Here is a 22,132-nt window from a genome sequence, read left to right as displayed (position 1 = left end):
TATGTTTCAGATTCTAAAAGCAGACAAAATGATCGACTTTATGCGTTGGTCAAAGGTTGCCTTTGTTTTTTCTATCTTGATGATTGGTACTGCTATCTTCACCCTAACAACGAAATCGTTGAACTGGGGTCTAGATTTTACTGGCGGTACTCTGATTGAAGTTGGTTTTGAACAACCGGCACACCTTCCTGATATTCGTAGTGCACTAGAAGCCGAAGGCTTTGGTGATGCAACGGTACAGAACTTCGGTTCAGCTCGTGATGTGATGGTTCGTTTACGTCCACGTGATGGCGTAGCGGGCGAAACGCTTGGTAACCAAATCCTTTCTGCTATTGAGAATGGTACTGGTGAGCAAGTTGAAATGCGTCGTATCGAGTTCGTTGGTCCTAACGTGGGTGACGAATTAACAGAAGCGGGTGGCCTTGCTATTCTAGTTTCTCTTATCTGTATCTTGATCTACGTATCAGTGCGATTTGAATGGCGTTTGGCTGCGGGTGCAGTATTAGCACTGGCGCACGATGTTATCATCACTCTGGGTGTGTTTTCTCTAATGCAAATTGAGGTCGACCTTACCATCGTAGCAGCCTTGCTAACGGTGGTCGGTTACTCCCTCAACGATACCATTGTTGTATTCGACCGTATCCGTGAGAACTTCCGTAAGATGCGTAAGGGTGAAGCACCTGAAGTACTGAACAGCTCAATCACACAAACATTGAGCCGTACATTGATCACTTCTGGTACCACGTTATTCGTAGTTATCGCACTGTTCGTTCAGGGCGGCGCTATGATTCACGGCTTCGCGACTGCACTTCTACTGGGTATTACGGTTGGTACTTACTCTTCTATCTACGTTGCATCTGCACTGGCTATGAAGTTAGGTATTACGCGTGAACACCTAATGCCACCACAAGTGGACAAAGAAGGTGAAGAGTTTGACGAGATGCCTTAGGCCTTGGCTTAATAAGTTTCGCTAAACCAAAAAAACCGCTAGGCAACTAGCGGTTTTTTTACGTCTGTTTATTGTCGATAAGATCAACGTAACTTATCGGCAAGTTGAGTTGAATATACTGTCACTAAGAGCACCATTTTCGTATTTCGTATTTCGTATTTCGTATCTCAAATCGCAGATACAAAAAAGCCTCGCTATCTAGCGAGGCTTTGGAGTTTTTATGCGCCCTTAAAACAGAGAGCTTTAACGTAAGGTCTGAATTATTTCAGCATACCTTCGTTAGCGTTCTCACGAACGTGCTTAAGAATAGACTTAACACCACGTGCGCTTGAAGCAACAACATTACCAGAAGTCATGTAATCAGTACCGCCAGCGAAGTCAGTCATGATAGCACCAGCTTCACGAGCGATTAGGTCGCCAGCTGCTAGATCCCATGGCTTAAGGCCTAGTTCTAGGTAACCATCAACACGGCCAGCTGCTAGGTAACATAGGTCAAGAGCAGGAGAACCTGTACGACGGAAATCAGCACAGTCAATGAATAGACCAGAGATGATCTTCATGAAAGATTCAGAGTGTTGTTTTTGCTTGAATGGGAAACCAGTCGCTAGAACAGTACCTTGAAGGTCTTTTAGTTGAGTAACACGCATACGAGCGTTGTTAAGTTGAGCGCCAGCGCCACGTTGAGCTGTGAATAGCTCGTTTAGCATTGGGTCATAAACACAAGCAACTTCTGTACGACCGTTCATGCGAACAGCGATAGATACAGAGAAGTGAGGGAAACCTTTTACAAAGTTGTTGGTGCCATCTAGTGGGTCAACGATCCATTGTACGTCAGAGTCTTTACCTTCAGTCAGGCCTTTCTCTTCAGAAATAATGCTGTGCTCTGGGTAAGATGCTTTGATTGTCTCAATGATCATGTACTCAGCTTCTTGAGCAATGTTAGTAACGTAATCGTTGTTACCTTTTAGAGACGATTCGATCTTATCAGTTGTTTCTAGAGATTTAGCAATATGGTTGCCAGCTTTACGCGCAGCGCGTATCGCAATGTTTAGCATTGGATGCATATGGTTTTTCCCACAAGATGTTAAAGAACAATTTAAAGCGGCGGCGAGTATACCAAAGTTTTACCAAAAGGGAAGTGGTTATTTTTTGAACTCTTGGTTTCACATTACGCGAAGGGTCTGACCATTTTACTTTGCTATGTGTTAATATCTCGCGATTATTTTTAAAGTGGTGTCATATAGCATGTTAGACAATGTAAAAGTCGTTCTGGTTGGTACGTCTCATTCGGGAAATATCGGATCAGCAGCTCGCGCAATGAAAGTGATGGGTTTGAGTCAATTAGTTCTTGTAGACCCTCAATGTGAAGTTGACGAGCAGACCTTAGCACTGGCTGCGGGTGCAGGTGACATCGCAGAAAACGCGACCATCGTTTCTACATTAGACGAAGCCGTAAAAGACTGTGGTTTAGTGGTTGGTTCGAGTGCACGTTCACGTACGCTTGAATGGCCAATGCTTGAGCCTCGTGAGTGTGGACAAAAGTTTGCGATTGAAGGTCAAAAGCACCCAGTCGCATTAGTGTTCGGCCGTGAACGTACTGGCTTGACTAACGATGAGCTTCAGAAGTGCCACTTCCATGTATGTATCCCAGCTAACCCTGAATACAGCTCGCTAAACCTAGCAATGGCAGTGCAGACTCTGAGCTACGAAGTGCGTGTAGCTCACCTTGATATGGTCGCTAGCCAATATCAGCCACAGCAACAAGATGAGTACCCTCGTCACGAAGAACTAGAAATGTTCTATGAGCACCTTGAAAAAGTGATCATTGATACCCAATTTATCTCTAAGGATAAGCCAGGTCAGGTGATGAATAAACTACGTCGTCTGTTCAGTCGAGCTCGTCCAGAGTTGCAAGAGATCAACACTCTACGCGGCATTTTGACTTCAATTGAGAAGAGCAAAAACGACAAATAAAAACCACACAAACCCTAAGGGTGAATACTTGACTAAAATAGTCAACTAAATACTTGACCAATTTAGTCAGGTATGGGAAGATTCCAACCACATAAACAATGTGGATTCGGTGTGATATGAAACTTACATCTAAAGGAAGATATGCGGTAACAGCTATGCTAGATGTAGCACTGCATTCGCAAAAAAGCCCAGTTCCTCTGGCTGATATTTCAGAGCGACAGGGCATCTCATTATCTTACTTAGAACAGCTATTTTCTAAGTTACGTAAAGCTGGCTTAGTTGCTAGTGTTCGTGGTCCTGGCGGTGGTTACCGTTTAGGTGCTGAAGCGAGCGACATCGCTGTCGGAACTGTAATTGCTGCAGTAGACGAATCAGTTGATGCAACTAAGTGTCACGGTCGAGCAGATTGCCAAGGTGGTAGTCGTTGTTTAACTCACACTCTTTGGCGTGATTTAAGCTCCCGAATCAGCAGCTTCTTAAATGACATTACGCTCGGTGAGCTAATGAAAGATAACGAAGTTTTAGAGATTTCTGATCGTCAAGATATCGATCTTGCGGTTAATAATGGTTTTGCACATAAAAATACGAGCACTACAACGATTAGTGCAGCACCTCACGGTGTTAATGCCCGCTCTTAGCGGTCAGTTTTTACATTGGAGTAGAAAATGAAACTGCCTATTTACTTTGACTATTCAGCTACATGCCCAGTCGATCCACGTGTTGCTGAAAAAATGGTTCAGTGCATGACGATGGACGGTAACTTCGGTAACCCTGCATCTCGTTCACACCGTTACGGCTGGCAGGCAGAAGAATCAGTAGATAATGCTCGTGAGCAAATTGCCGATCTACTAAATGCAGACCCACGTGAGATTGTTTTCACGTCAGGTGCTACAGAGTCAGACAACCTTGCTATCAAAGGTGCAGCGCACTTTTACGAGAAGAAAGGTAAGCACGTAATCACGTGTAAAACAGAACATAAAGCGGTTCTTGATCCATGTCGCCAACTAGAGCGTGAAGGTTTTGAGGTGACTTACCTTGAGCCTGAAGCAAACGGCATCATTGATTTAGACAAGCTACAAGCAGCAATGCGTGAAGATACGGTTCTTGTTTCTATCATGCACGTAAACAACGAGATTGGTGTAATCCAAGATATCTCTGCAATCGGCGAATTATGTCGTTCACGCAAGATCATCTTCCACGTTGATGCGGCTCAGTCTGCGGGTAAAATCCCACTAGATGTAAAAGAGATGAAAGTTGACCTTATCTCTCTTTCTGCACACAAAGCATACGGCCCTAAAGGCATTGGTGCTTTGTACGTTCGTCGTAAGCCACGTATTCGTCTTGAAGCACAGATGCACGGTGGAGGTCACGAACGTGGTTTCCGTTCTGGTACGCTTGCTACTCACCAAATCGTGGGTATGGGTGAAGCTTTTGCTGTCGCTAAACAAGACATGCAGAAAGATTATGACCACGCACTAGCACTTCGCGAGCGTCTATTGAAAGGGGTTCAAGATCTAGAAGCAGTAACGGTAAATGGCGACTTAGATCAACGTGTACCACATAACCTAAACGTGAGCTTTGCTTTCGTTGAAGGTGAATCTCTGCTTATGTCTTTAAAAGACTTAGCGGTATCATCAGGTTCTGCATGTACATCAGCGAGTCTTGAGCCTTCATACGTTTTACGCGCTCTTGGCTTAAACGATGAACTGGCACACAGCTCAGTACGTTTTTCATTCGGCCGTTTCACTACGGAAGAAGAAATCGACTACGCGATTGCACAAATCCGTGTAGCAGTAAATAAATTACGCGACATGTCTCCTCTATGGGATATGTATAAAGAAGGGATTGATTTGAACACTGTTGAGTGGGCTCATCACTAATCTCACGGAAATAGAGGATTCGAGGTAACTATCATGGCATATAGCGAAAAAGTAATTGATCACTACGAAAACCCACGTAACGTAGGTTCGTTTGATAAAGAAGATCCAAGTGTAGGTAGCGGCATGGTTGGCGCACCAGCTTGTGGTGACGTAATGAAACTGCAAATCAAAGTATCTGCAGAAGGTATTATTGAAGACGCAAAATTCAAGACTTACGGTTGCGGTAGCGCAATCGCTTCTAGCTCACTAGTCACTGAGTGGGTTAAAGGTAAAAGTATTGATGAAGCAGCTGCTATTAAAAACTCTGAAATCGCAGAAGAGCTAGAGTTGCCACCAGTGAAAGTTCACTGTTCAATTCTTGCTGAAGATGCAATCAAAGCAGCGGTTGCGGATTACAAAAAGAAGCACTAATCGTTTCTACAACGTAATCACTTCAAAAAAGTAATATTTGGGAGCACCCTTTGTGCTCCCCCTGAGTTCTCAATTTATATAAAACACAAGGTTGTAGTATGGCCATCACCATGACAGATACGGCAGCAAGCCGAGTTCAAGCTTTCCTAGATAACCGAGGTAAAGGTATCGGGTTGCGCTTAGCGGTAAAAACTACTGGCTGTTCGGGTATGGCGTATGTACTGGAATTCGTTGACGAGCTCAACGAAGAAGACGAAGTGTTCGAGCATTCAGGTGTTAAGGTCATCATTGATCCAAAGAGCCTAGTTTACCTAGACGGTACTGAGCTTGATTACGTAAAAGAAGGCCTAAACGAAGGTTTTGAATTCAACAACCCTAACGCGAAAGGCGAATGTGGTTGTGGTGAGAGCTTCAATGTATAAACGCCTCAATCGTTGAGCGTTTATAATGAGCGAAGAATAAAATTAGGCTCTAAGTAAAGAGCCTAAACTTAGGACCACCGTTACATGAATCATTTCGAATTATTTGGGCTACCACTTCAGTTTCAACTGGATGGTAGCCTTCTTTCTTCTCAGTTTAGAGATCTGCAACGCCAATTCCACCCTGATAAATTTGCCACGGCTTCTGAGCGAGATCGCTTGCTGGCTGTGCAAAAAGCTGCGCAAATCAATGATGCGTACCAGGTGTTGAAAAATCCAGTCAGCCGCGCTGAATACCTGTTAGTTCAACATGGTGAGGATATTCGTGGTGAGCAGCAGACTATGCAAGATCCTATGTTCCTGATGGAGCAAATGGAATTGCGTGAAGAGCTGGAAGATATCGCCGACAGTTCTGATCCTGAAGATGCTTTGTTTGCATTTGAAGGAAAGGTTAGCAAAATGTATAAACAACAATTAAGCGCTATCCAACAAGAACTCGACAGCGAAGCTTGGTTAGAAGCTGCAGACCGAGTAAGAAAGCTTAAGTTTATTGCAAAATTAAAGAATGAAATCGAGTTAGTTGAAGATCGTTTGATCGGCTAGTTCGTATAACAAGGACACATCCATGGCACTACTTCAGATTGCAGAACCAGGGCAAAGCGCCGCTCCTCACCAGCACAAGCTTGCAGTGGGTATTGATTTAGGTACAACAAACTCATTGGTTGCGTCAGTGCGCAGTGGTGAGGCAAGCACGCTTGTTGATCAACAAGGTCGCAGTATTCTCCCTTCCGTTGTTCACTATCAGTCAGAGTCGTACACCACTGGTGATGAAGCGCGTGTAAATGCACAAATTGATCCTAAAAATACCATTATCTCAGTTAAGCGATTAATCGGTCGTTCACTGTCAGATATTCAACAGCGATACCCATCTCTGCCATATCAGTTTGAAGAAAGTGATAATGGCCTGCCTATGATTAACACAGCGCAAGGAAATAAGAACCCAATTCAAGTATCTGCAGATATTCTTCGTGCACTCGGTCAACGTGCTGAGTCGACGTTAGGTGGTGAATTGGCTGGTGCCGTGATTACCGTCCCTGCGTACTTTGATGATGCACAACGTGCAGGTACCAAAGACGCAGCGCAACTTGCTGGTCTTCATGTGTTACGTCTTCTTAATGAACCCACTGCAGCTGCGATTGCTTATGGCTTGGATTCAGGTAAAGAAGGGGTAATCGCTGTTTATGACTTAGGCGGTGGTACGTTTGATATCTCTATCCTACGCCTGTCTAAAGGTGTCTTCGAAGTTTTAGCAACCGGTGGTGACTCTGCATTAGGCGGCGATGACTTTGACCATTTAATTGCGGATCATTTCCAAGAGCAAATGGGCTTGTTAGAGCTGACAGCAGAACAGAACCGTATTCTTCTAGACGCAGCAACAGAAGCGAAGATTGGCTTATCTGAAGCTGAAAGCGTTAATGTTGAAGCACTAGGTTGGTCTGGCTCTTTAACTCGTGAAGAGTTCGAAGAGATCATCAAGCCACTAGTTAAGAAAACGCTGCTTTCGTGCCGCCGAGCACTGAAAGATGCGGAAGTTGACGCGGATGAAGTACTAGAAGTCGTGATGGTAGGTGGTTCAACTCGTACCTTACTTGTTCGTGAAATGGTCGGTGGCTTCTTTGGTCGTACTCCATTAACCAGTATTAACCCTGATGAAGTGGTTGCGATTGGCGCATCGATTCAAGCGGATATCTTAGTTGGCAACAAGCCTGACTCTGAGATGCTGCTATTGGATGTTATCCCTCTGTCACTGGGTATCGAAACCATGGGTGGCTTAGTCGAAAAGATCATCCCTCGTAATACCACGATCCCAGTTGCTCGTGCACAAGAGTTTACCACGTTCAAAGACGGTCAAACTGCAATGACAGTACACACCGTGCAAGGCGAGCGTGAGATGGTTGATGACTGTCGTTCACTGGCTCGATTTGCTCTGAAAGGCATCCCGCCGATGACTGCAGGTGCTGCTCATATTCGTGTTACTTACCAAGTGGATGCTGATGGCCTGCTATCGGTTACCGCAATGGAGAAGAGCACTGGCGTTCAAGCTGAAATCCAAGTTAAGCCTTCTTACGGTCTAAGCGACAACGAAGTGGCTAGCATGCTGAAAGATTCGATGACGTTTGCAAAAGAAGACATGCAAGCGCGTGCTCTTGCTGAGCAACGCGTAGAAGCGGATCGCGTTATCGAAGGCCTTATCGCTGCAATGCAAGCCGACGGTGACGAGCTACTTGATGAGCAAGGCAAACAACAACTTGTTCAAGCGATTGAAGCACTGATTGAAGTGCGTAATGGCGACAACGCTGATGCTATTGAACTAGAAATTAAGAATACCGACAAAGCGAGCCAAGACTTTGCTTCTCGTCGTATGGATAAATCAATTCGTGCTGCACTGTCAGGTCAGTCAGTCGATAATATTTAATAGTTAGAGAATAGATAAACATGCCAAAGATTATTGTTTTACCTCACGAAGATCTATGTCCAGAAGGCGCTGTTTTAGAAGCAAAAACTGGTGAGACGGTTCTTGATGTTGCACTGAAGGCCGGTATTGGTATTGAACACGCATGTGAGAAATCGTGCGCATGTACAACATGTCACGTTGTGATTCGTGAAGGTTTTGATTCTTTAGAAGAGAGTGATGATCTAGAAGACGACATGCTAGATAAAGCATGGGGCTTAGAGATGGAATCTCGCTTGGGTTGCCAAGCTAAAGTGGCTGATACGGATCTTGTTGTAGAGATTCCAAAGTACACGTTGAACCTGGCTTCTGAAGACCATTAAGAACCTGTTCTCAGTCATGGCTAATACAGCGATGACTGAGAGAGTTATTGCTTAGACAAACATACTAAGAAAACTGGCCTAGAATATAGATCATAAAGGTGACAGAGCGTCGCTGATAAATATAAGGAAGTGTTATGAGCTTGAAGTGGATTGATTCGCGAGATATCGCAATTGAGCTATGTGATTTGTACCCTGATACTGATCCTAAAACGGTACGTTTTACCGATCTGCATCAATGGGTGCTAGACCTTGAAGAGTTCGACGACGAGCCTAACCACTCGAATGAGAAAATCTTAGAGGCTATTATTTTGTGCTGGATGGATGAGATGGATTAATCCTCTTGTCTAATGATTTGGTCGCGGGTTGGTATCAGTCCAATATAAAACGCAGCCAAGTTAACAATTCTTACTAAAAAAAGCGGACCTTATGGTCCGTTTTTTTATCAAAATGACATTTTCCTCCTACATAATGCTAACATCAGTGAGCTAATAAAAAATAATCAGAATCACACTCTCGAAGTGGTTCATGACAAGGAGAAATCATGTCTACACAGATGTCAGTATTTTTAAGTCAAGAAGCTGCCCAGCCTCAGTGGGGAGCAAGAGCTATTTTATCGTTCTCAGAAGCGGGAGCGACAATTCACATTGGTGAAGGCCACGATCTAGGCGCAGTTCAACGTGCGGGTCGTACGCTTGACGGACAAGGTATCGCATTCGTTTCACTTCGTGGTGAAGGTTGGGATCTAGAAAGCGTTTGGGCTTTCTACCAAGGCTACCGTGGACCAAAGAAAAAGAATGCATTGGAATGGGATGCACTTTCAGAAGCCGATCAAACTGAGCTTGAAGCTCGTATTCGCGCAACTGACTGGACGCGTGACATTATCAATAAAACCGCTGAAGAAGTGGCACCTCGTCAACTTGCGACAATGGCTGCAGAATACATCAAGTCAGTGGCACCAGCGGGCACTGTTAAAGCGAAGATTGTTAAAGACAAGGATCTACTAACCGAAGGTTGGGAAGGCATCTACGCGGTAGGTCGTGGCTCTGAGCGTACATCAGCAATGCTGCAACTGGACTTCAACCCAACAGGCGATGAAAACGCACCTGTATTTGCCTGTTTAGTCGGTAAAGGTATTACGTTCGATTCGGGCGGTTACAGTATCAAGCCAGGCCAATTCATGACAGCGATGAAAGCTGACATGGGTGGCGCAGCAACGATTACTGGTGGTTTAGGTCTTGCGATTGAACGCGGTCTTAACAAGCGCATCAAGCTTATTCTATGTTGCGCAGAGAACATGATCTCTGGTCGCGCATTGAAGCTTGGCGATATCATTACCTACAAAAACGGGAAAACAGTTGAGATCATGAACACTGATGCGGAAGGTCGCTTAGTGCTAGCTGATGGCCTGATGTACGCAAGTGCACAAAGCCCTGAGCTGATCATCGACTGTGCAACGCTAACAGGCGCGGCTAAAAACGCATTAGGTAACGACTACCACGCACTATTAAGCTTCGATGATGAGTTGTCTCACCAAGCGCTAACAGCGGCAAACCAAGAGAAAGAAGGCTTATGGCCACTGCCTCTTGCTGATTTCCACCGTGGTATGTTGCCTTCAAACTTTGCTGATCTTTCAAACATCAGCACAGGCGATTACACACCGGGTGCAAGTACAGCAGCGGCATTCCTTTCTTACTTTGTAGATGATTACAAAAAAGGTTGGATTCATATGGATTGCGCGGGTACTTACCGTAAGTCAGCAAGTGACAAGTGGGCGGCAGGCGCAACGGGTATGGGCGTTCGCACACTGGCTCGTCTTCTTATCGACCAAGCAAAATAATAATAAGGGTGAGCGGTATTTTGTGCCGCTCATTCATAAAGCTCAGATCGAAAGATCTCAGTAATTTCAGTATTTAATAACAAAAAAATGAAGTGAAGGAATCCCTATGGCTCTAGAAAGAACGTTCTCAATTGTTAAGCCGGATGCAGTTAAGCGTAACCTTGTTGGTGAAATCTACCACCGTATCGAAAAAGCAGGCCTAGAAATTATTGCTGCTAAAATGGTTCGTCTTACTGAAGAGCAAGCGAGTGGCTTCTACGCTGAACATGAAGGCAAAGAGTTCTTCCCAGCTCTTAAAGAGTTTATGACTTCTGGTCCTATCATGGTTCAAGTGCTTGAAGGCGAAAACGCTATCGCTCGTTACCGTGAACTTATGGGTAAAACAAACCCAGAAGAAGCGGCATGCGGTACTATCCGTGCTGACTACGCAATCAGCATGCGTTACAACTCAGTTCACGGCAGCGACAGCCCTGAGTCTGCAGCTCGCGAAATCGAATTCTTCTTCCCAGAATCTGAAATTTGCCCACGCCCAGCTCAATAATCGGCACTGCAAATTATTCTAAAGGCTTCACCTCGGTGAGGCCTTTTTTGTAAGTGGATTTTACGCTCTCGATAATCAATTTAGTCGTCATTCTCGAAAGCGACGAAGGAGCGTAATCGGGAATCTGTTTTTGTTATTGGAGATTCCAGATACTTCGTTCCTCAGTTCTGGAATGACGGGGAACTTTGGAGCAACCATCTCGTGGTAAATATTATCGAGCAATTTGTGATTATTTACGTCATTCCCGAAAGCGACGAAGGAGTGTAATCGGGAATCTTTGTTTAAATTGGGTAATCTCAGGCCGATAAATACAATTGTTCAAATTTTAATCGCTTAAGTTTGAATGTCTTAATAAACACAGGGTTTTACAATGCTTGTTGAAGTTGCGTAAAGCCTGTACAATTCGCGCCCTTAATTATTGTTCCGTCATTGAGAGGCATCATGACCACAGCTAAAGTCAATCTACTCGATTTTGATCGTAAAGGTCTTCGTAAATTTTTCACAGAAGAACTGAATGAGAAAGCGTTTCGAGCAGAGCAAGTGATGAAGTGGATTTATCACTTCGGTGTCGATGACTTCGAACAAATGAATAACATCAACAAAAAGTTACGTGAGAAACTTCAACGTCGCTGTGAGATTGTTGCACCTGTTGTTTCTGAAGCTCAACACTCTTCAGATGGCACAATTAAATGGGCGATGAGCGTTGGCGACCAAGACGTTGAAACGGTATACATCCCAGATGGTGACCGTGCGACGCTATGTGTATCTTCACAGGTTGGTTGTGCACTTGAATGTAAGTTCTGTTCTACAGCTCAACAAGGCTTCAACCGTAACCTAAAAGTTTCAGAGATTGTTGGCCAAATCTGGCGCGCATCTCGCGAAATCGGCCTAGAAAAAGAAACCGGTCGTCGTCCAATTACTAACGTTGTAATGATGGGTATGGGTGAGCCTCTATTGAACATGAAGAACCTAATGCCATCATTAGAAATCATGCTTGATGATCTAGGTTTCGCACTGTCTAAGCGTCGTGTAACCGTATCAACTTCTGGTGTTGTTTCTGGCCTTGACCAAATGACAGACAACATCGATGTCGCATTGGCTATTTCTCTACATGCGCCAAACGATGCACTACGTAGCCAAATCATGCCGATCAACGACCGTTGGGATATCCAAGACTTCCTAGCATCTGTTCGTCGTTACATTGCATCTTCAAATGCTAACCGCGGTAAAGTAACGGTTGAGTACGTGTTATTGGATCATGTGAATGATGATATGGACCACGCACGTGAACTTGCTGAGCTAATGAAAGAGACGCCCTGTAAGATCAACTTGATTCCATTCAACCCTTACCCGGGGTCGCCTTATAAGAAGCCAAGCAACTCTCGTATTGATCGCTTCCAAAAAACGCTGATGGAATACAACTACACAGTAACCGTTCGTAAGACTCGTGGTGATGATATTGATGCCGCGTGTGGTCAGTTAGTCGGTGATGTGATTGATAGAACCAAGCGTACTAAAATGCTTAAAGCAGCCTCTGAAGCGAACTTGATTGCCGGTGGTGTGATTGAAGTAAAAGCGGTATAAAACGCGATTAGAACCTAAACAAGCCAGAAGTCTTACTTCTGGCTTGTTGCTTTTCTGGGGTGCAGTTTTTGATTTTTTGGACTTCTTGCCCACGCTTTCTTACATTTTTCGTCAAATTTTGGACAAAACCATGAGCTGACGGTAAATTTTGTTTAAAGTGTTTTTGCCTTGTAATGGCATTAGCTTATGATTAACTAATCTTAAATTAATTTAAGTGCTCGCTTGCTACTGATCATCAATATGTCTATTTAGGTTGGCTACTTGATAAACTAGCTTCCTGAGAAGGTCATCCATAATAAATGAATGATGTTCGCCTTTAAGGGTTGATGATTTAGATAGCAGGAAAAATTCCACATAACGTGGGTTGTTAGATTGAGCTTAAACGACAATAAGAAAACGCTCTCCTCAACCTGCGATAATACTTTAGAAGTTCACTCTCTATGAACACAGAACAAGATACACAAGCGCAAGAAAACGTAGCTCCAGCTTTGGAAGCGGGAACGCTGCTTAAGAACAAACGAGAATCTCTTGGTTTAACGCAAAAGCAGATTTCTGATCGCTTGAAACTTCGCGTTACTCTGATCCAACAAATTGAAGAAAACCAATTCGAGTCAGATCAAGTGGCGACGTTTATGCGTGGCTATATTCGTTCATACGCGAAATACGTCAATCTTGACGAAAAAGTCGTATTGAGTGCGCTGCATCATGCCGGTGATGCTCAGCATCAAGAGCAAGAAATGCTGAGTTTTTCTCGTAAGACCAAAACCGAGAAGCACAACAGCCGTATTATGATCCTGACTTGGAGCATTTTTGCGGTCATTGCGGGTATCTCCTCACTTTGGTGGTGGCAGAACCAACAGCAAGACACCCTATCTCAATCTTTAGCGAATACTGAAAGCTCAGAAGAGCTAGCGGTAGAAGAATCACTTGCCCCTGAATTCACCTCTTTGGAAGTGATTGAAGCTGAACAAAACGAAGCGGGTGCTTCTGTTGTTGAAGGTGCTGAAGGCCTTGCTGCGATAAGCGATGCGGAAGAAAGTTCAGATGCTGTTACTCCAGCTGACGAAACTTCTGCACAACAAACAACAGAGACTGAACCAACTGCTGAAGCTGCTGCGAATGCAGAAACGGTTGAAGCTAGCACGGCTCCTGAAGCTGTGGCTAACGAACTAGTGATGCAGTTCACCGCTGATTGCTGGATCCAAGTAAAAGATGCAACGGGTAAAACCTTGTCGACTGGCATCAAAAAAGCAGGTCAGTCGTTAAATCTATCAGGAACTGCGCCATATAAAGTGATTCTAGGTGCGCCAGAAGGCGTATCAATGACATTTGCAAGTGAACCTGTCGACCTTTCTGGGTATACTTCAGGCAAAGTAGCTAGAATAACCTTACCTTAGAGTTAATATGCAACACGAATCTCCTATTATTCGTCGCAAATCAACCCGTATTTATGTGGGTGATGTGCCGATCGGTGATGGTGCACCAATTGCTGTGCAATCCATGACCAACACAAGAACAACAGATGTAGCCGCGACCGTTGCTCAAATTAGAGCTCTGGAAAAAGTTGGCGCTGATATCGTTCGCGTATCTGTACCGACTATGGATGCAGCTGAAGCCTTTAAGCTAATCAAGCAGCAGGTCTCTGTTCCTTTGGTTGCTGATATTCACTTCGACTACCGTATCGCACTTAAAGTGGCGGAATACGGCGTTGACTGTCTGCGTATCAACCCAGGTAACATCGGTAACGAAAGCCGTATCCGCTCAGTTGTTGATTGTGCACGTGATATGAATATTCCGATTCGTATTGGTGTTAACGGCGGTTCTCTTGAGAAAGAGATCCAAGAGAAATACACAGAACCTACAGCAGAAGCGCTTGTTGAATCAGCAATGCGTCATGTAGATATCCTAGACCGTCTGAACTTTGATCAATTCAAAGTCAGCGTGAAGGCTTCTGATGTATTCCTTGCTGTCGGTTCTTACCGTTTGCTGGCTAAGCAGATTGATCAACCTCTCCACCTTGGTATTACCGAAGCGGGTGGTGCGCGTGCAGGCTCTGTGAAGTCAGCGGTAGGTTTAGGTATGCTTCTTTCTGAAGGTATCGGCGATACGCTGCGTATCTCGCTAGCGGCTGATCCGGTTGAAGAGATCAAAGTTGGCTTTGATATTCTTAAATCTTTGCGCATTCGTTCGCGTGGCATCAACTTCATTGCGTGCCCGAGCTGTTCTCGTCAAGAGTTCGATGTTATTAACACCGTTAATGCCCTTGAAGAACGCTTAGAAGACGTGATTACTCCAATGGATGTGTCAATCATCGGTTGTGTGGTTAACGGCCCTGGTGAAGCAGAAGTGTCTCACTTAGGTTTAGCCGGTAGTGCTCGTAAGAGTGCCTTCTACGAAGACGGTAAGCGTCAGAAAGAGCGCTTCGACAACGATGACCTTGTCGACAAACTTGAAGCTAAGATTCGTGCAAAAGCGTCAGTGCTTGATAAAGCAAATCGCATTGATGTAGAAAACTTAGAAGATTAATACAACGCGATGGGGTGTGATTGTCTATTCGCACTAACACCTGGTCGTGAGAAATTACGGAATAAATACTGTGGCTAAAAATATTCAAGCAATTCGAGGCATGAACGACTGCCTTCCAACTCAATCACCACTGTGGCAGAAAGTAGAAAGCGCAGTTAAAAACGTGGTGAGTGCATACGGTTACAACGAAGTACGTATGCCTATCGTTGAAGAAACAAACCTATTTAGCCGTGCAGTTGGTGAAGAGACAGACGTTGTTTCTAAAGAGATGTACACCTTTGACGACCGCAATGGCGATAGCCTAACGCTGCGTCCAGAAGGCACAGCAGGTTGTGTTCGTTCATGTATTCAAAACAGCCTTATCAACCGTGATGAACAGCGCCTATGGTACATGGGCCCTATGTTCCGTCACGAGCGTCCTCAAAAAGGTCGTTACCGTCAATTCCACCAATGTGGTGTTGAAGTGTTTGGCCTAGACGGTCCAGACGTTGACGCAGAACTTATCATGATGACAGCACGTCTATGGCGTGAGCTAGGCATCGACAAGCACGTTCGCCTAGAGCTGAACTCAATCGGTTCTCAAGAAGATCGCGTTAGCTACCGCACTGCGTTAGTGGCTTTCCTTGAGCAACACATTGATGTGCTTGACGAAGACTGCAAACGTCGCATGCACACTAACCCTCTACGTGTACTTGATACTAAGAACCCTGATGTTCAAGCTATCTTAGGTGACGCACCTCGACTATCTGAATATCTAGGTGAAGAATCGAAGCAACATTTTGCTGGTTTGTGTGAACTTCTTGACGCTGTTGGTATCGAATACCAAGTTAATGAGCGTCTAGTACGTGGCCTAGATTACTACAACCGCACTGTATTTGAGTGGATCACAGACAGCCTTGGTGCTCAAGGTACAGTATGTGGCGGCGGTCGTTACGATGGTCTTGTTGAGCAACTAGGCGGCAAAGCAACCAATGCAGTTGGCTTCGCAATGGGTCTAGAGCGTTTGGTTCTTATGATGGAAACGCTAGAGCTAACAGAAGTTCGTCGTAGCGTTGATGTATACGTAGTTGCTGCTGGCGAAGGTACTATGATCGCGGGCATGCAGTTAGCGAATCAATTACGCGACACCGTTGAAGGCGTGCGTGTAATGAACCACTTCGGTGGTGGTAACTTCAAGAAGCAATTCAAACGTGCTGACAAAGTAGGTGCTGTTGTGGCGCTGGTACTTGGTGAGAACGAAGTTGCTGACAATACAGTTGTGCTAAAAGATCTGGTTGGCGGCGAGCAAGAAACCGTGTCTCAAACGGAAGTTGCAGAGAAAGTTGCTGCGCTAATCTAATTAGCCATTGAGCAAACGCTCATAATGAATACTAACGTCAGCACTATGCTGGCGTTTAAAGAATTAAAGAGGACAGGAAGTGGAACTTTACGATAGCGAAGAGCAACAAGTTGAAGCCATTAAAGATTGGTGGAAAGAGAACGGTAAAGCCGTAATCTTTGGTGCGGTTATTGGTTTAGGTGGTCTATTTGGCTGGCGCTATTACCAAGATTCAGTAGTTGAAGCGCGTGAAGCAGCTTCAGAAAGCTACACCTCTGTAATTTCAGCTCTTGATGTTAAGGGTGTTGATGCTCAATCTGATATTCAAGCTTTCATCGACGCAAACAAAGATGCTGAGTACTCAGTACTTGCTGCTATGCAACTAGCAAAAGTACAAGTACAAGCAGGCGATCTAGCGGCGGCACTTGAACAGCTCGAGTGGGCAAAATCGGCAACTAAGGACGCGGCACTTGCGCCACTACTTACTTACCGTGTTGCACGTATTAAAGCTGAGCAAGGTGAATTTGACGCAGCACTGACTGATCTTGCTGCTATGACAGATGAATCTTGGAAAGGCCGTGTTGCTGAACTGCGTGGTGATATCTCACTTCGTAAAGGCGACACAGACGCAGCATACAGTGCTTACACAGAAGCACAGCAAGCTGTTGACGCTAGCCAAACGCTTCAAATCAAACTTGACGACCTAGCTAAATAAGGCGCTTTGAATGAAGAAGATGTTTCCAAAAGCGGCGTTGTGTGCGATTGCTCTTGGCCTACTAGCTGGCTGTGCGGGTGAAGAAGACACCGTAATCATGGCTCCAGTCCCAACGGTAAACAGCGAGTTCACTCCTAGTCAGGAATGGTCTGCGTCGGTTGGTGATGGTGTTGGTCACTACTTTTCAAAACTAACGCCAGAATTGGCTTACGACAAAGTGTTTGTTGCAAGCCGTGAAGGTATGGTTAAAGCGCTTGATCCTGATACAGGTAAAGCGCTGTGGAAAGTCGATCTTGAGAAAGACGTATTGGCTCGTTTATCGGGTGGCTTAACGGCGGCTTACGGTAAAGTTTTTGTTGGTTCTGAAAATGGCGAAGTGATCGCACTGGAAGAATCGACCGGTGAAGAGCTGTGGCGTGTATCAGTCAATGGCGAGGTGCTTGCATCCCCAGCAACTGATAGCAACATGGTCATTGTTCATACCAGTCGCGGTATGTTGATCGCGTTAGATCAAGCAAGCGGTGAACAAAAATGGACCATCAGTACGGAAGTACCAAGCCTAACACTGCGTGGCGATAGCTCGCCTGTTGCAGTTTCTGGTGGTGTATTCTGGGGTACAGCAAATGGTCGTCTAGCTGCGGCTATCGTTGATCGTGGTCAGCTTATTTGGCAACAGCCAGTAGGCACACCAAAAGGTGCAACGGAAATTGATCGTTTGGTTGATGTTGATGCATCTCCAATTGTTCTTGGTGGCACCCTGTATACCGTAGGTATCAATGGTCAGCTGATTGCTATCGACCTTCGTTCTGGTAAGCCAATTTGGAAACGTAACTACTCATCAGCGATTGATTTAGCAAGTGATGGTAGCCGTTTGTTCGTTGTTACCGACAAAGACCATGTGGTTGCGGTTGATGCGCGTAGTGGTACTGAACTGTGGAGCACTCCATTGTTAGAAAACCGCTTACTGACAGCACCTGCTATTATTAATGGTTATGTAGTCGTGGGTGATACTGAAGGTTATCTGCACTGGTTGGATCGTTCATCGGGTGAGTTTGTTGCTCAACAGCTTGTCGATGATAGCGGCTTTGCGGTTGCACCAATTGAACTGCCTGAAGGCTACTTAGTGACGACTCGCAATGGCGATGTAAAGAAACTAACGATTAGCCAATAAAAGCGTGATATAATTCACAGTCGGCTCCTGGTTGGTAACAGCCAGGAGCCGTTTTGTTGTTAAAAATTAATAAACCGTGTGGTTATAGGTAAGAGTTTAAACTTGCGAACAAGTGCTTACCTATAACTACATTTAGAGAAGAAATTGTAGAGGTTGTTATGGTACCTGTTGTTGCTCTAGTAGGGCGTCCGAACGTAGGTAAATCTACGTTATTTAACCGATTGACTCGAACTCGTGATGCATTGGTTGCGGATTTCCCTGGCTTAACGCGTGACCGTAAATACGGTCATGCTCATTTTAGCGAGCATGACTTTATTGTTATTGACACTGGCGGTATCGACGGTACTGAAGAAGGTGTTGAAACTAAAATGGCTGAACAGTCGCTAGCGGCGATTGATGAAGCTGATGTCGTTCTATTTATGGTAGATGGCCGTGCGGGTCTAACACCTTCAGACGTGGCGATTGCTAAGCACCTACGTCAACTAGAAAAGCCTTCAATGCTAGTAGTAAACAAGGTTGATGGTATCGACCCTGATGCTGCAAGTGCTGACTTCTGGCAACTAGGTGTAGAAGACATGTACCAAATCGCTGCGGCGCATGGTCGTGGTGTTACTGCACTTATTGACCTTGCTCTTAACCCATTCGCAGAAGCGCTAAAAGCTGAGAATGGCGAAGTAAGCGACTTAACTGAGTTTGAAGACGAAGAAGAAGAGCAGGTTGAATTTACAGAAGAAGAAGCTGAAGCAGAATTCAAGCGTCTTCAAGATCAACCGATCAAACTAGCGATCATTGGCCGTCCTAACGTAGGTAAATCAACGCTAACGAACCGTATTCTTGGTGAAGAGCGTGTGGTTGTTTACGATATGCCAGGTACGACTCGTGACTCTATCTACATCCCAATGCAGCGTGACGAGCGTGAATACGTTCTAATCGATACTGCGGGTGTTCGTCGTCGTAAAAACATCAACGAAACGGTAGAGAAGTTCTCAGTGGTTAAAACACTGAAAGCGATTGAAGATGCTAACGTTGTATTGCTGCTTATCGATGCTCGCGAAAACATCTCTGATCAAGATCTAAGCTTGCTAGGCTTTGCGTTGAACGCTGGTCGTTCAATTGTTATTGCCGTAAACAAGTGGGATGGCCTAGATAACGACGTTAAAGAACGCGTTAAGAAAGAGCTAGACCGTCGCTTAGGCTTCGTTGATTTCGCACGTATTCACTTTATCTCTGCACTTCACGGTACAGGTGTTGGTCACTTGTTTGAGTCTGTACAAGAAGCTTACAAGTCAGCGACTACTCGTGTTGGTACTTCTGTGCTAACTCGTATCATGAAGATGGCGACTGATGATCACCAACCGCCTATGGTTCGTGGCCGTCGTGTGAAACTGAAATACGCGCACGCTGGTGGCTACAACCCACCGATTATCGTTATCCACGGCAACCAAGTTCGTAACTTGCCAGATTCATACAAACGATTCTTGATGAACTACTACCGTCGTTCACTAGAAATCATGGGTACACCTATTCGCATTCAATTCCAGAACAGCGAGAACCCATTTGAAGCTAAGACAAACAAGCTGACAATTTCTCAAGAACGTAAACGTAAGCGTATGATGAGCATGGTTAAAGGTCGTAAGTAAACCTTTCCAATAGATTTGATACCCGAGCCTGTCTCGGGTATTTTTTTAAGCAAAATTCACGTTAAGCCATAACAATACGTTTTTATCATCATGGCTCAACGAATCAGACTAGATTCCAGAAGAAGAACGATATGACTACTAGCGATTTGATTACACCTGTGTCAGCAATCACACCAACCATCACTCAATTTTGTCATCAGGCTTGGCAGCTCAATGCTAAAGCGCAGTACGTTGAAAGCGACGACAGCAAAACTTACCTGATTGCCGACGTAACACCTTTCCACCCAGTGAGTCATATTTGGCCCGATCACCCTGCAGACCAAGGCTTTGTGAATGTTGGTGACGTGCAATTTCCCGTTGAAGACTGCCTTGTTGGTGCTATAGAACAATCTACTGGCAAGCTTCATATCGCAGCAGATATCCCTGTTAAGCGTGATACGGAAGGGTGGGCGTTTGTTGTTGTCCACCAGCTACCTACATCTGCTTCTATGATTAAGGTTAACGACGAAGTCGTGTTGTCGGTTGATAAAGAGTACCAAGCCAGTTTGAGCCGTGGTCACAGTGCTGGCCACATCGCTTTCCTAGCCTTGAATAAAGTATTGGCTGAGAGCTACTGGCGTAAAGATGCGGACAGAAAAGATCCGCTTGGCAGTTACGACTTCAATAGTTATGCACAAGTGACGAGCTTTGTGACTCCAGAGCTGTGTACCGATAAGTATCGCTTAGGCAAAACCCTGAAGAAGCGCGGTTTGAACGTTGCAGACATGCTAGCAAATCTTGATGACATCGAAGCTGATATCAACCAAATGCTTGCGGGCTGGCTTGCAGAGCCGACGCCAGTTGCGATGAGACTAGAAGGCGAGGCGTTAACAGACTCTCGTTACTGGGAGTGGCAGCTTGACGCAGATACTCAGGTCACTATTCCTTGTGGTGGCACACACATTGGAAATACCTCAGAACTTGGTGCGCTGTCCGTTAAGCTGACCCAGCTAGATGGCCAAAACATTGAAATGCTGACGCATGTAATTCGATGATTTAGACTACAGATCGAAATGGCTTGTGCTGTTTATTTTATTTTTACATGTCACTTTTGATATAAATGACTATTTGAAATTGAAATGCAGCACATGTAACTTATGCTTTCGGTGTGTGGTGATATAAATATTCTTTTTGGGGTAGATCGCTGATCAAAATAGATAAAGCGAAAGATCAACCTATGATCTTCGATTGTGTGTCGTACTAATTTAGTGTGCTATTATTAACCAATAACAAGCTTGCATAAGAACAAGCTGTACCCGATTACACAATTGAAAGCCTTAGTGAATGGAACAACAATTTTTATTAGAAGGTCATCGAGCCGTCAATAGTTTGCTGCGGAAGCTTGCGCTTGGGATGGATCGCAAAGATTTAAATCACAAGATTATTCAGCTTACCGAGCAGCGCATGGCTTCAATTTTACTGCTCAACTCAGAGTCTAAACGTTACACCTTGAGTATGCCCCAAACCTGCCTGATTTTTACAATCAACAGATTGAAGGGATAGGAATTGGTGCGGGGATAGGCTCTTGTGGCGAGGCAGCTGCGCTTAAGAAAGCAGTGATGGTCTCCAACATAAATGCACACCCAAACTGGGCACCTTTTCTGGTCTTAACCAATCAAGCGAATTTACATGCCTGTTGGTCGGTCCCCATTATCTCGTCGCGCGGTAATGTGTTGGTTACCTTCGCTATTTATAGCCAGTACATCTCTGAACCACATGAATTTGAGCTCGAGATCTTAGAGCTACTGGCTTCCCTGTATTCGGTAGCACTAGAGAAGTTTGAGCTGGAGAACCAGCTAAACTTTTTCGCTAATCGAGATTCTTTAACCCATTGCTTGAATCGTCTCGCATTGTTTAATGAAGCGGAGAAAGTGTTGGCCAAGCGATGCTTTTCTGAAAAGGTGATGGCGTGTTTGTTTGTTGATGTCGATAAGTTCAAATCGATAAATGATACCTATGGCCACAGTTTCGGTGACGATGTGCTGTTGGCGGTTGCCGAAGTTCTTGATGAGGCAACCACAGCATGTGCCAAGATAGGCCGTTATGGTGGCGATGAGTTTGTGGTGTTCTCTTGCTTTGATGATCAAGAAAGCGTTGTTAGCTTCTACCACAGCTTAGAGAAAGCACTGCAACAAGCGCTTTATATCAATGATGTGCAGTTCTCAGTGAGTGTTGGGTTGTCTTGTGAGAAAGATCCTCAAGGATTAGACCAGTTGATCGCACAAGCTGATAAGAACATGTACCAAATCAAGCAAGCGAAGTCTCAGCGGTAGTAGATTGTAAAAATAGTAGT

21 protein-coding genes and 1 pseudogene are annotated in these 22,132 nt (G+C 44.9%); 21 read left to right on the top strand and 1 reads right to left on the bottom strand.

Annotated features, from left to right (window positions below):
- Position 1: 1 nt before the first annotated feature.
- Complete coding sequence (secF, locus tag AB4384_RS03135; protein WP_017062837.1) at positions 2–949, top strand: protein translocase subunit SecF; 948 nt, start codon at positions 2–4, stop codon at positions 947–949.
- A 260-nt stretch (positions 950–1,209) separates the two neighbouring features.
- Here the strand turns inward: secF and suhB are convergent, their stop codons facing one another.
- Complete coding sequence (gene suhB, locus AB4384_RS03130) at positions 1,210–2,013, bottom strand: inositol-1-monophosphatase (protein WP_017062836.1); 804 nt, start codon at positions 2,011–2,013, stop codon at positions 1,210–1,212.
- Positions 2,014–2,194: 181 nt separating this feature from the next.
- Between suhB and trmJ the strand changes: the two genes are divergently transcribed.
- The 20 genes and pseudogenes from trmJ (at position 2,195) to AB4384_RS03030 (ending at position 22,112) form a co-directional block, all read left to right on the top strand.
- Positions 2,195–2,923: a tRNA (cytosine(32)/uridine(32)-2'-O)-methyltransferase TrmJ gene (gene trmJ, locus AB4384_RS03125; protein ID WP_017062835.1), complete on the top strand. Its 729-nt coding sequence runs from the start codon at positions 2,195–2,197 to the stop codon at positions 2,921–2,923.
- 116 nt (positions 2,924–3,039) lie between these two features.
- Positions 3,040–3,561, top strand: a complete 522-nt coding sequence (gene iscR / locus AB4384_RS03120) for a Fe-S cluster assembly transcriptional regulator IscR (RefSeq protein WP_010440512.1) — start codon at positions 3,040–3,042, stop codon at positions 3,559–3,561.
- A gap of 27 nt (positions 3,562–3,588) precedes the next feature.
- A complete protein-coding gene (locus AB4384_RS03115) occupies positions 3,589–4,803 on the top strand; it encodes an IscS subfamily cysteine desulfurase (RefSeq protein WP_010440514.1) in 1,215 nt (404 codons plus the stop codon).
- Positions 4,804–4,836: 33 nt separating this feature from the next.
- The gene (gene iscU, locus AB4384_RS03110) at positions 4,837–5,214 is read left to right on the top strand and encodes a Fe-S cluster assembly scaffold IscU (RefSeq protein WP_004735094.1); all 378 of its coding nucleotides are present in this window, start codon (positions 4,837–4,839) and stop codon (positions 5,212–5,214) included.
- Positions 5,215–5,312: 98 nt separating this feature from the next.
- Positions 5,313–5,636 carry an iron-sulfur cluster assembly protein IscA gene (iscA, locus tag AB4384_RS03105; RefSeq protein WP_010440519.1) on the top strand — a complete coding sequence of 108 codons (324 nt, stop codon included), beginning with the start codon at positions 5,313–5,315 and terminating at the stop codon, positions 5,634–5,636.
- 84 nt (positions 5,637–5,720) lie between these two features.
- Entirely contained in the window at positions 5,721–6,236 is a 516-nt protein-coding gene (hscB, locus tag AB4384_RS03100; protein ID WP_010440522.1) for a co-chaperone HscB, read from the top strand.
- A 22-nt stretch (positions 6,237–6,258) separates the two neighbouring features.
- Complete coding sequence (gene hscA, locus AB4384_RS03095; RefSeq protein WP_372128865.1) at positions 6,259–8,109, top strand: Fe-S protein assembly chaperone HscA; 1,851 nt, start codon at positions 6,259–6,261, stop codon at positions 8,107–8,109.
- Between the two features lie 20 nt (positions 8,110–8,129).
- The gene (gene fdx / locus AB4384_RS03090) at positions 8,130–8,468 is read left to right on the top strand and encodes an ISC system 2Fe-2S type ferredoxin (RefSeq protein WP_010440525.1); all 339 of its coding nucleotides are present in this window, start codon (positions 8,130–8,132) and stop codon (positions 8,466–8,468) included.
- Positions 8,469–8,602: 134 nt separating this feature from the next.
- On the top strand, positions 8,603–8,803 hold the full coding sequence (iscX, locus tag AB4384_RS03085) for a Fe-S cluster assembly protein IscX (protein ID WP_004740335.1): 201 nt from the start codon (positions 8,603–8,605) through the stop codon (positions 8,801–8,803).
- A 206-nt stretch (positions 8,804–9,009) separates the two neighbouring features.
- Positions 9,010–10,305 carry an aminopeptidase PepB gene (gene pepB, locus AB4384_RS03080; protein ID WP_017062517.1) on the top strand — a complete coding sequence of 432 codons (1,296 nt, stop codon included), beginning with the start codon at positions 9,010–9,012 and terminating at the stop codon, positions 10,303–10,305.
- Between the two features lie 106 nt (positions 10,306–10,411).
- Complete coding sequence (gene ndk / locus AB4384_RS03075; RefSeq protein ID WP_016797173.1) at positions 10,412–10,846, top strand: nucleoside-diphosphate kinase; 435 nt, start codon at positions 10,412–10,414, stop codon at positions 10,844–10,846.
- A 441-nt stretch (positions 10,847–11,287) separates the two neighbouring features.
- Entirely contained in the window at positions 11,288–12,430 is a 1,143-nt protein-coding gene (locus AB4384_RS03070) for a bifunctional tRNA (adenosine(37)-C2)-methyltransferase TrmG/ribosomal RNA large subunit methyltransferase RlmN (RefSeq protein WP_017062516.1), read from the top strand.
- 440 nt (positions 12,431–12,870) lie between these two features.
- The gene (gene rodZ, locus AB4384_RS03065) at positions 12,871–13,827 is read left to right on the top strand and encodes a cytoskeleton protein RodZ (protein WP_017062515.1); all 957 of its coding nucleotides are present in this window, start codon (positions 12,871–12,873) and stop codon (positions 13,825–13,827) included.
- A 7-nt stretch (positions 13,828–13,834) separates the two neighbouring features.
- The gene (gene ispG, locus AB4384_RS03060; RefSeq protein ID WP_009848294.1) at positions 13,835–14,956 is read left to right on the top strand and encodes a flavodoxin-dependent (E)-4-hydroxy-3-methylbut-2-enyl-diphosphate synthase; all 1,122 of its coding nucleotides are present in this window, start codon (positions 13,835–13,837) and stop codon (positions 14,954–14,956) included.
- A gap of 70 nt (positions 14,957–15,026) precedes the next feature.
- On the top strand, positions 15,027–16,295 hold the full coding sequence (gene hisS, locus AB4384_RS03055) for a histidine--tRNA ligase (protein ID WP_017062514.1): 1,269 nt from the start codon (positions 15,027–15,029) through the stop codon (positions 16,293–16,295).
- Between the two features lie 79 nt (positions 16,296–16,374).
- Positions 16,375–16,989 carry a YfgM family protein gene (locus AB4384_RS03050; protein WP_017062513.1) on the top strand — a complete coding sequence of 205 codons (615 nt, stop codon included), beginning with the start codon at positions 16,375–16,377 and terminating at the stop codon, positions 16,987–16,989.
- A 10-nt stretch (positions 16,990–16,999) separates the two neighbouring features.
- Positions 17,000–18,160: an outer membrane protein assembly factor BamB gene (gene bamB / locus AB4384_RS03045; protein ID WP_372128863.1), complete on the top strand. Its 1,161-nt coding sequence runs from the start codon at positions 17,000–17,002 to the stop codon at positions 18,158–18,160.
- A gap of 158 nt (positions 18,161–18,318) precedes the next feature.
- Positions 18,319–19,800, top strand: coding sequence for a ribosome biogenesis GTPase Der (gene der, locus AB4384_RS03040; protein ID WP_017062511.1), 1,482 nt, complete (start codon positions 18,319–18,321; stop codon positions 19,798–19,800).
- Positions 19,801–19,931: 131 nt separating this feature from the next.
- Positions 19,932–20,834 (top strand): alanyl-tRNA editing protein, encoded by a 903-nt coding sequence (locus tag AB4384_RS03035; RefSeq protein ID WP_372111264.1) that lies wholly within the window; start codon positions 19,932–19,934, stop codon positions 20,832–20,834.
- Positions 20,835–21,123: 289 nt separating this feature from the next.
- Positions 21,124–22,112 (top strand): annotated as a pseudogene (locus tag AB4384_RS03030) (sensor domain-containing diguanylate cyclase).
- Positions 22,113–22,132 lie beyond the last annotated feature (20 nt).

Source organism: Vibrio sp. 10N.261.51.A4, from assembly GCF_041471945.1.
Classification (GTDB): domain Bacteria; phylum Pseudomonadota; class Gammaproteobacteria; order Enterobacterales; family Vibrionaceae; genus Vibrio; species Vibrio crassostreae_C.
Note: the sequence above shows the minus strand (reverse complement) of the source record. Positions and strands in the feature narration are given on the sequence as shown.

What these genes read in the sequence shown, in the direction of transcription:
- secF (WP_017062837.1), top strand. Translation starts at nt 2, where the DNA reads ATGTTTCAGATTCTAAAAGCAGACAAAATGATCGACTTTATGCGTTGG.
- suhB (WP_017062836.1), bottom strand. Translation starts at nt 2,013, where the DNA reads ATGCATCCAATGCTAAACATTGCGATACGCGCTGCGCGTAAAGCTGGC.
- trmJ (WP_017062835.1), top strand. Translation starts at nt 2,195, where the DNA reads ATGTTAGACAATGTAAAAGTCGTTCTGGTTGGTACGTCTCATTCGGGA.
- iscR (WP_010440512.1), top strand. Translation starts at nt 3,040, where the DNA reads ATGAAACTTACATCTAAAGGAAGATATGCGGTAACAGCTATGCTAGAT.
- AB4384_RS03115 (WP_010440514.1), top strand. Translation starts at nt 3,589, where the DNA reads ATGAAACTGCCTATTTACTTTGACTATTCAGCTACATGCCCAGTCGAT.
- iscU (WP_004735094.1), top strand. Translation starts at nt 4,837, where the DNA reads ATGGCATATAGCGAAAAAGTAATTGATCACTACGAAAACCCACGTAAC.
- iscA (WP_010440519.1), top strand. Translation starts at nt 5,313, where the DNA reads ATGGCCATCACCATGACAGATACGGCAGCAAGCCGAGTTCAAGCTTTC.
- hscB (WP_010440522.1), top strand. Translation starts at nt 5,721, where the DNA reads ATGAATCATTTCGAATTATTTGGGCTACCACTTCAGTTTCAACTGGAT.
- hscA (WP_372128865.1), top strand. Translation starts at nt 6,259, where the DNA reads ATGGCACTACTTCAGATTGCAGAACCAGGGCAAAGCGCCGCTCCTCAC.
- fdx (WP_010440525.1), top strand. Translation starts at nt 8,130, where the DNA reads ATGCCAAAGATTATTGTTTTACCTCACGAAGATCTATGTCCAGAAGGC.
- iscX (WP_004740335.1), top strand. Translation starts at nt 8,603, where the DNA reads ATGAGCTTGAAGTGGATTGATTCGCGAGATATCGCAATTGAGCTATGT.
- pepB (WP_017062517.1), top strand. Translation starts at nt 9,010, where the DNA reads ATGTCTACACAGATGTCAGTATTTTTAAGTCAAGAAGCTGCCCAGCCT.
- ndk (WP_016797173.1), top strand. Translation starts at nt 10,412, where the DNA reads ATGGCTCTAGAAAGAACGTTCTCAATTGTTAAGCCGGATGCAGTTAAG.
- AB4384_RS03070 (WP_017062516.1), top strand. Translation starts at nt 11,288, where the DNA reads ATGACCACAGCTAAAGTCAATCTACTCGATTTTGATCGTAAAGGTCTT.
- rodZ (WP_017062515.1), top strand. Translation starts at nt 12,871, where the DNA reads ATGAACACAGAACAAGATACACAAGCGCAAGAAAACGTAGCTCCAGCT.
- ispG (WP_009848294.1), top strand. Translation starts at nt 13,835, where the DNA reads ATGCAACACGAATCTCCTATTATTCGTCGCAAATCAACCCGTATTTAT.
- bamB (WP_372128863.1), top strand. Translation starts at nt 17,000, where the DNA reads ATGAAGAAGATGTTTCCAAAAGCGGCGTTGTGTGCGATTGCTCTTGGC.
- der (WP_017062511.1), top strand. Translation starts at nt 18,319, where the DNA reads ATGGTACCTGTTGTTGCTCTAGTAGGGCGTCCGAACGTAGGTAAATCT.
- AB4384_RS03035 (WP_372111264.1), top strand. Translation starts at nt 19,932, where the DNA reads ATGACTACTAGCGATTTGATTACACCTGTGTCAGCAATCACACCAACC.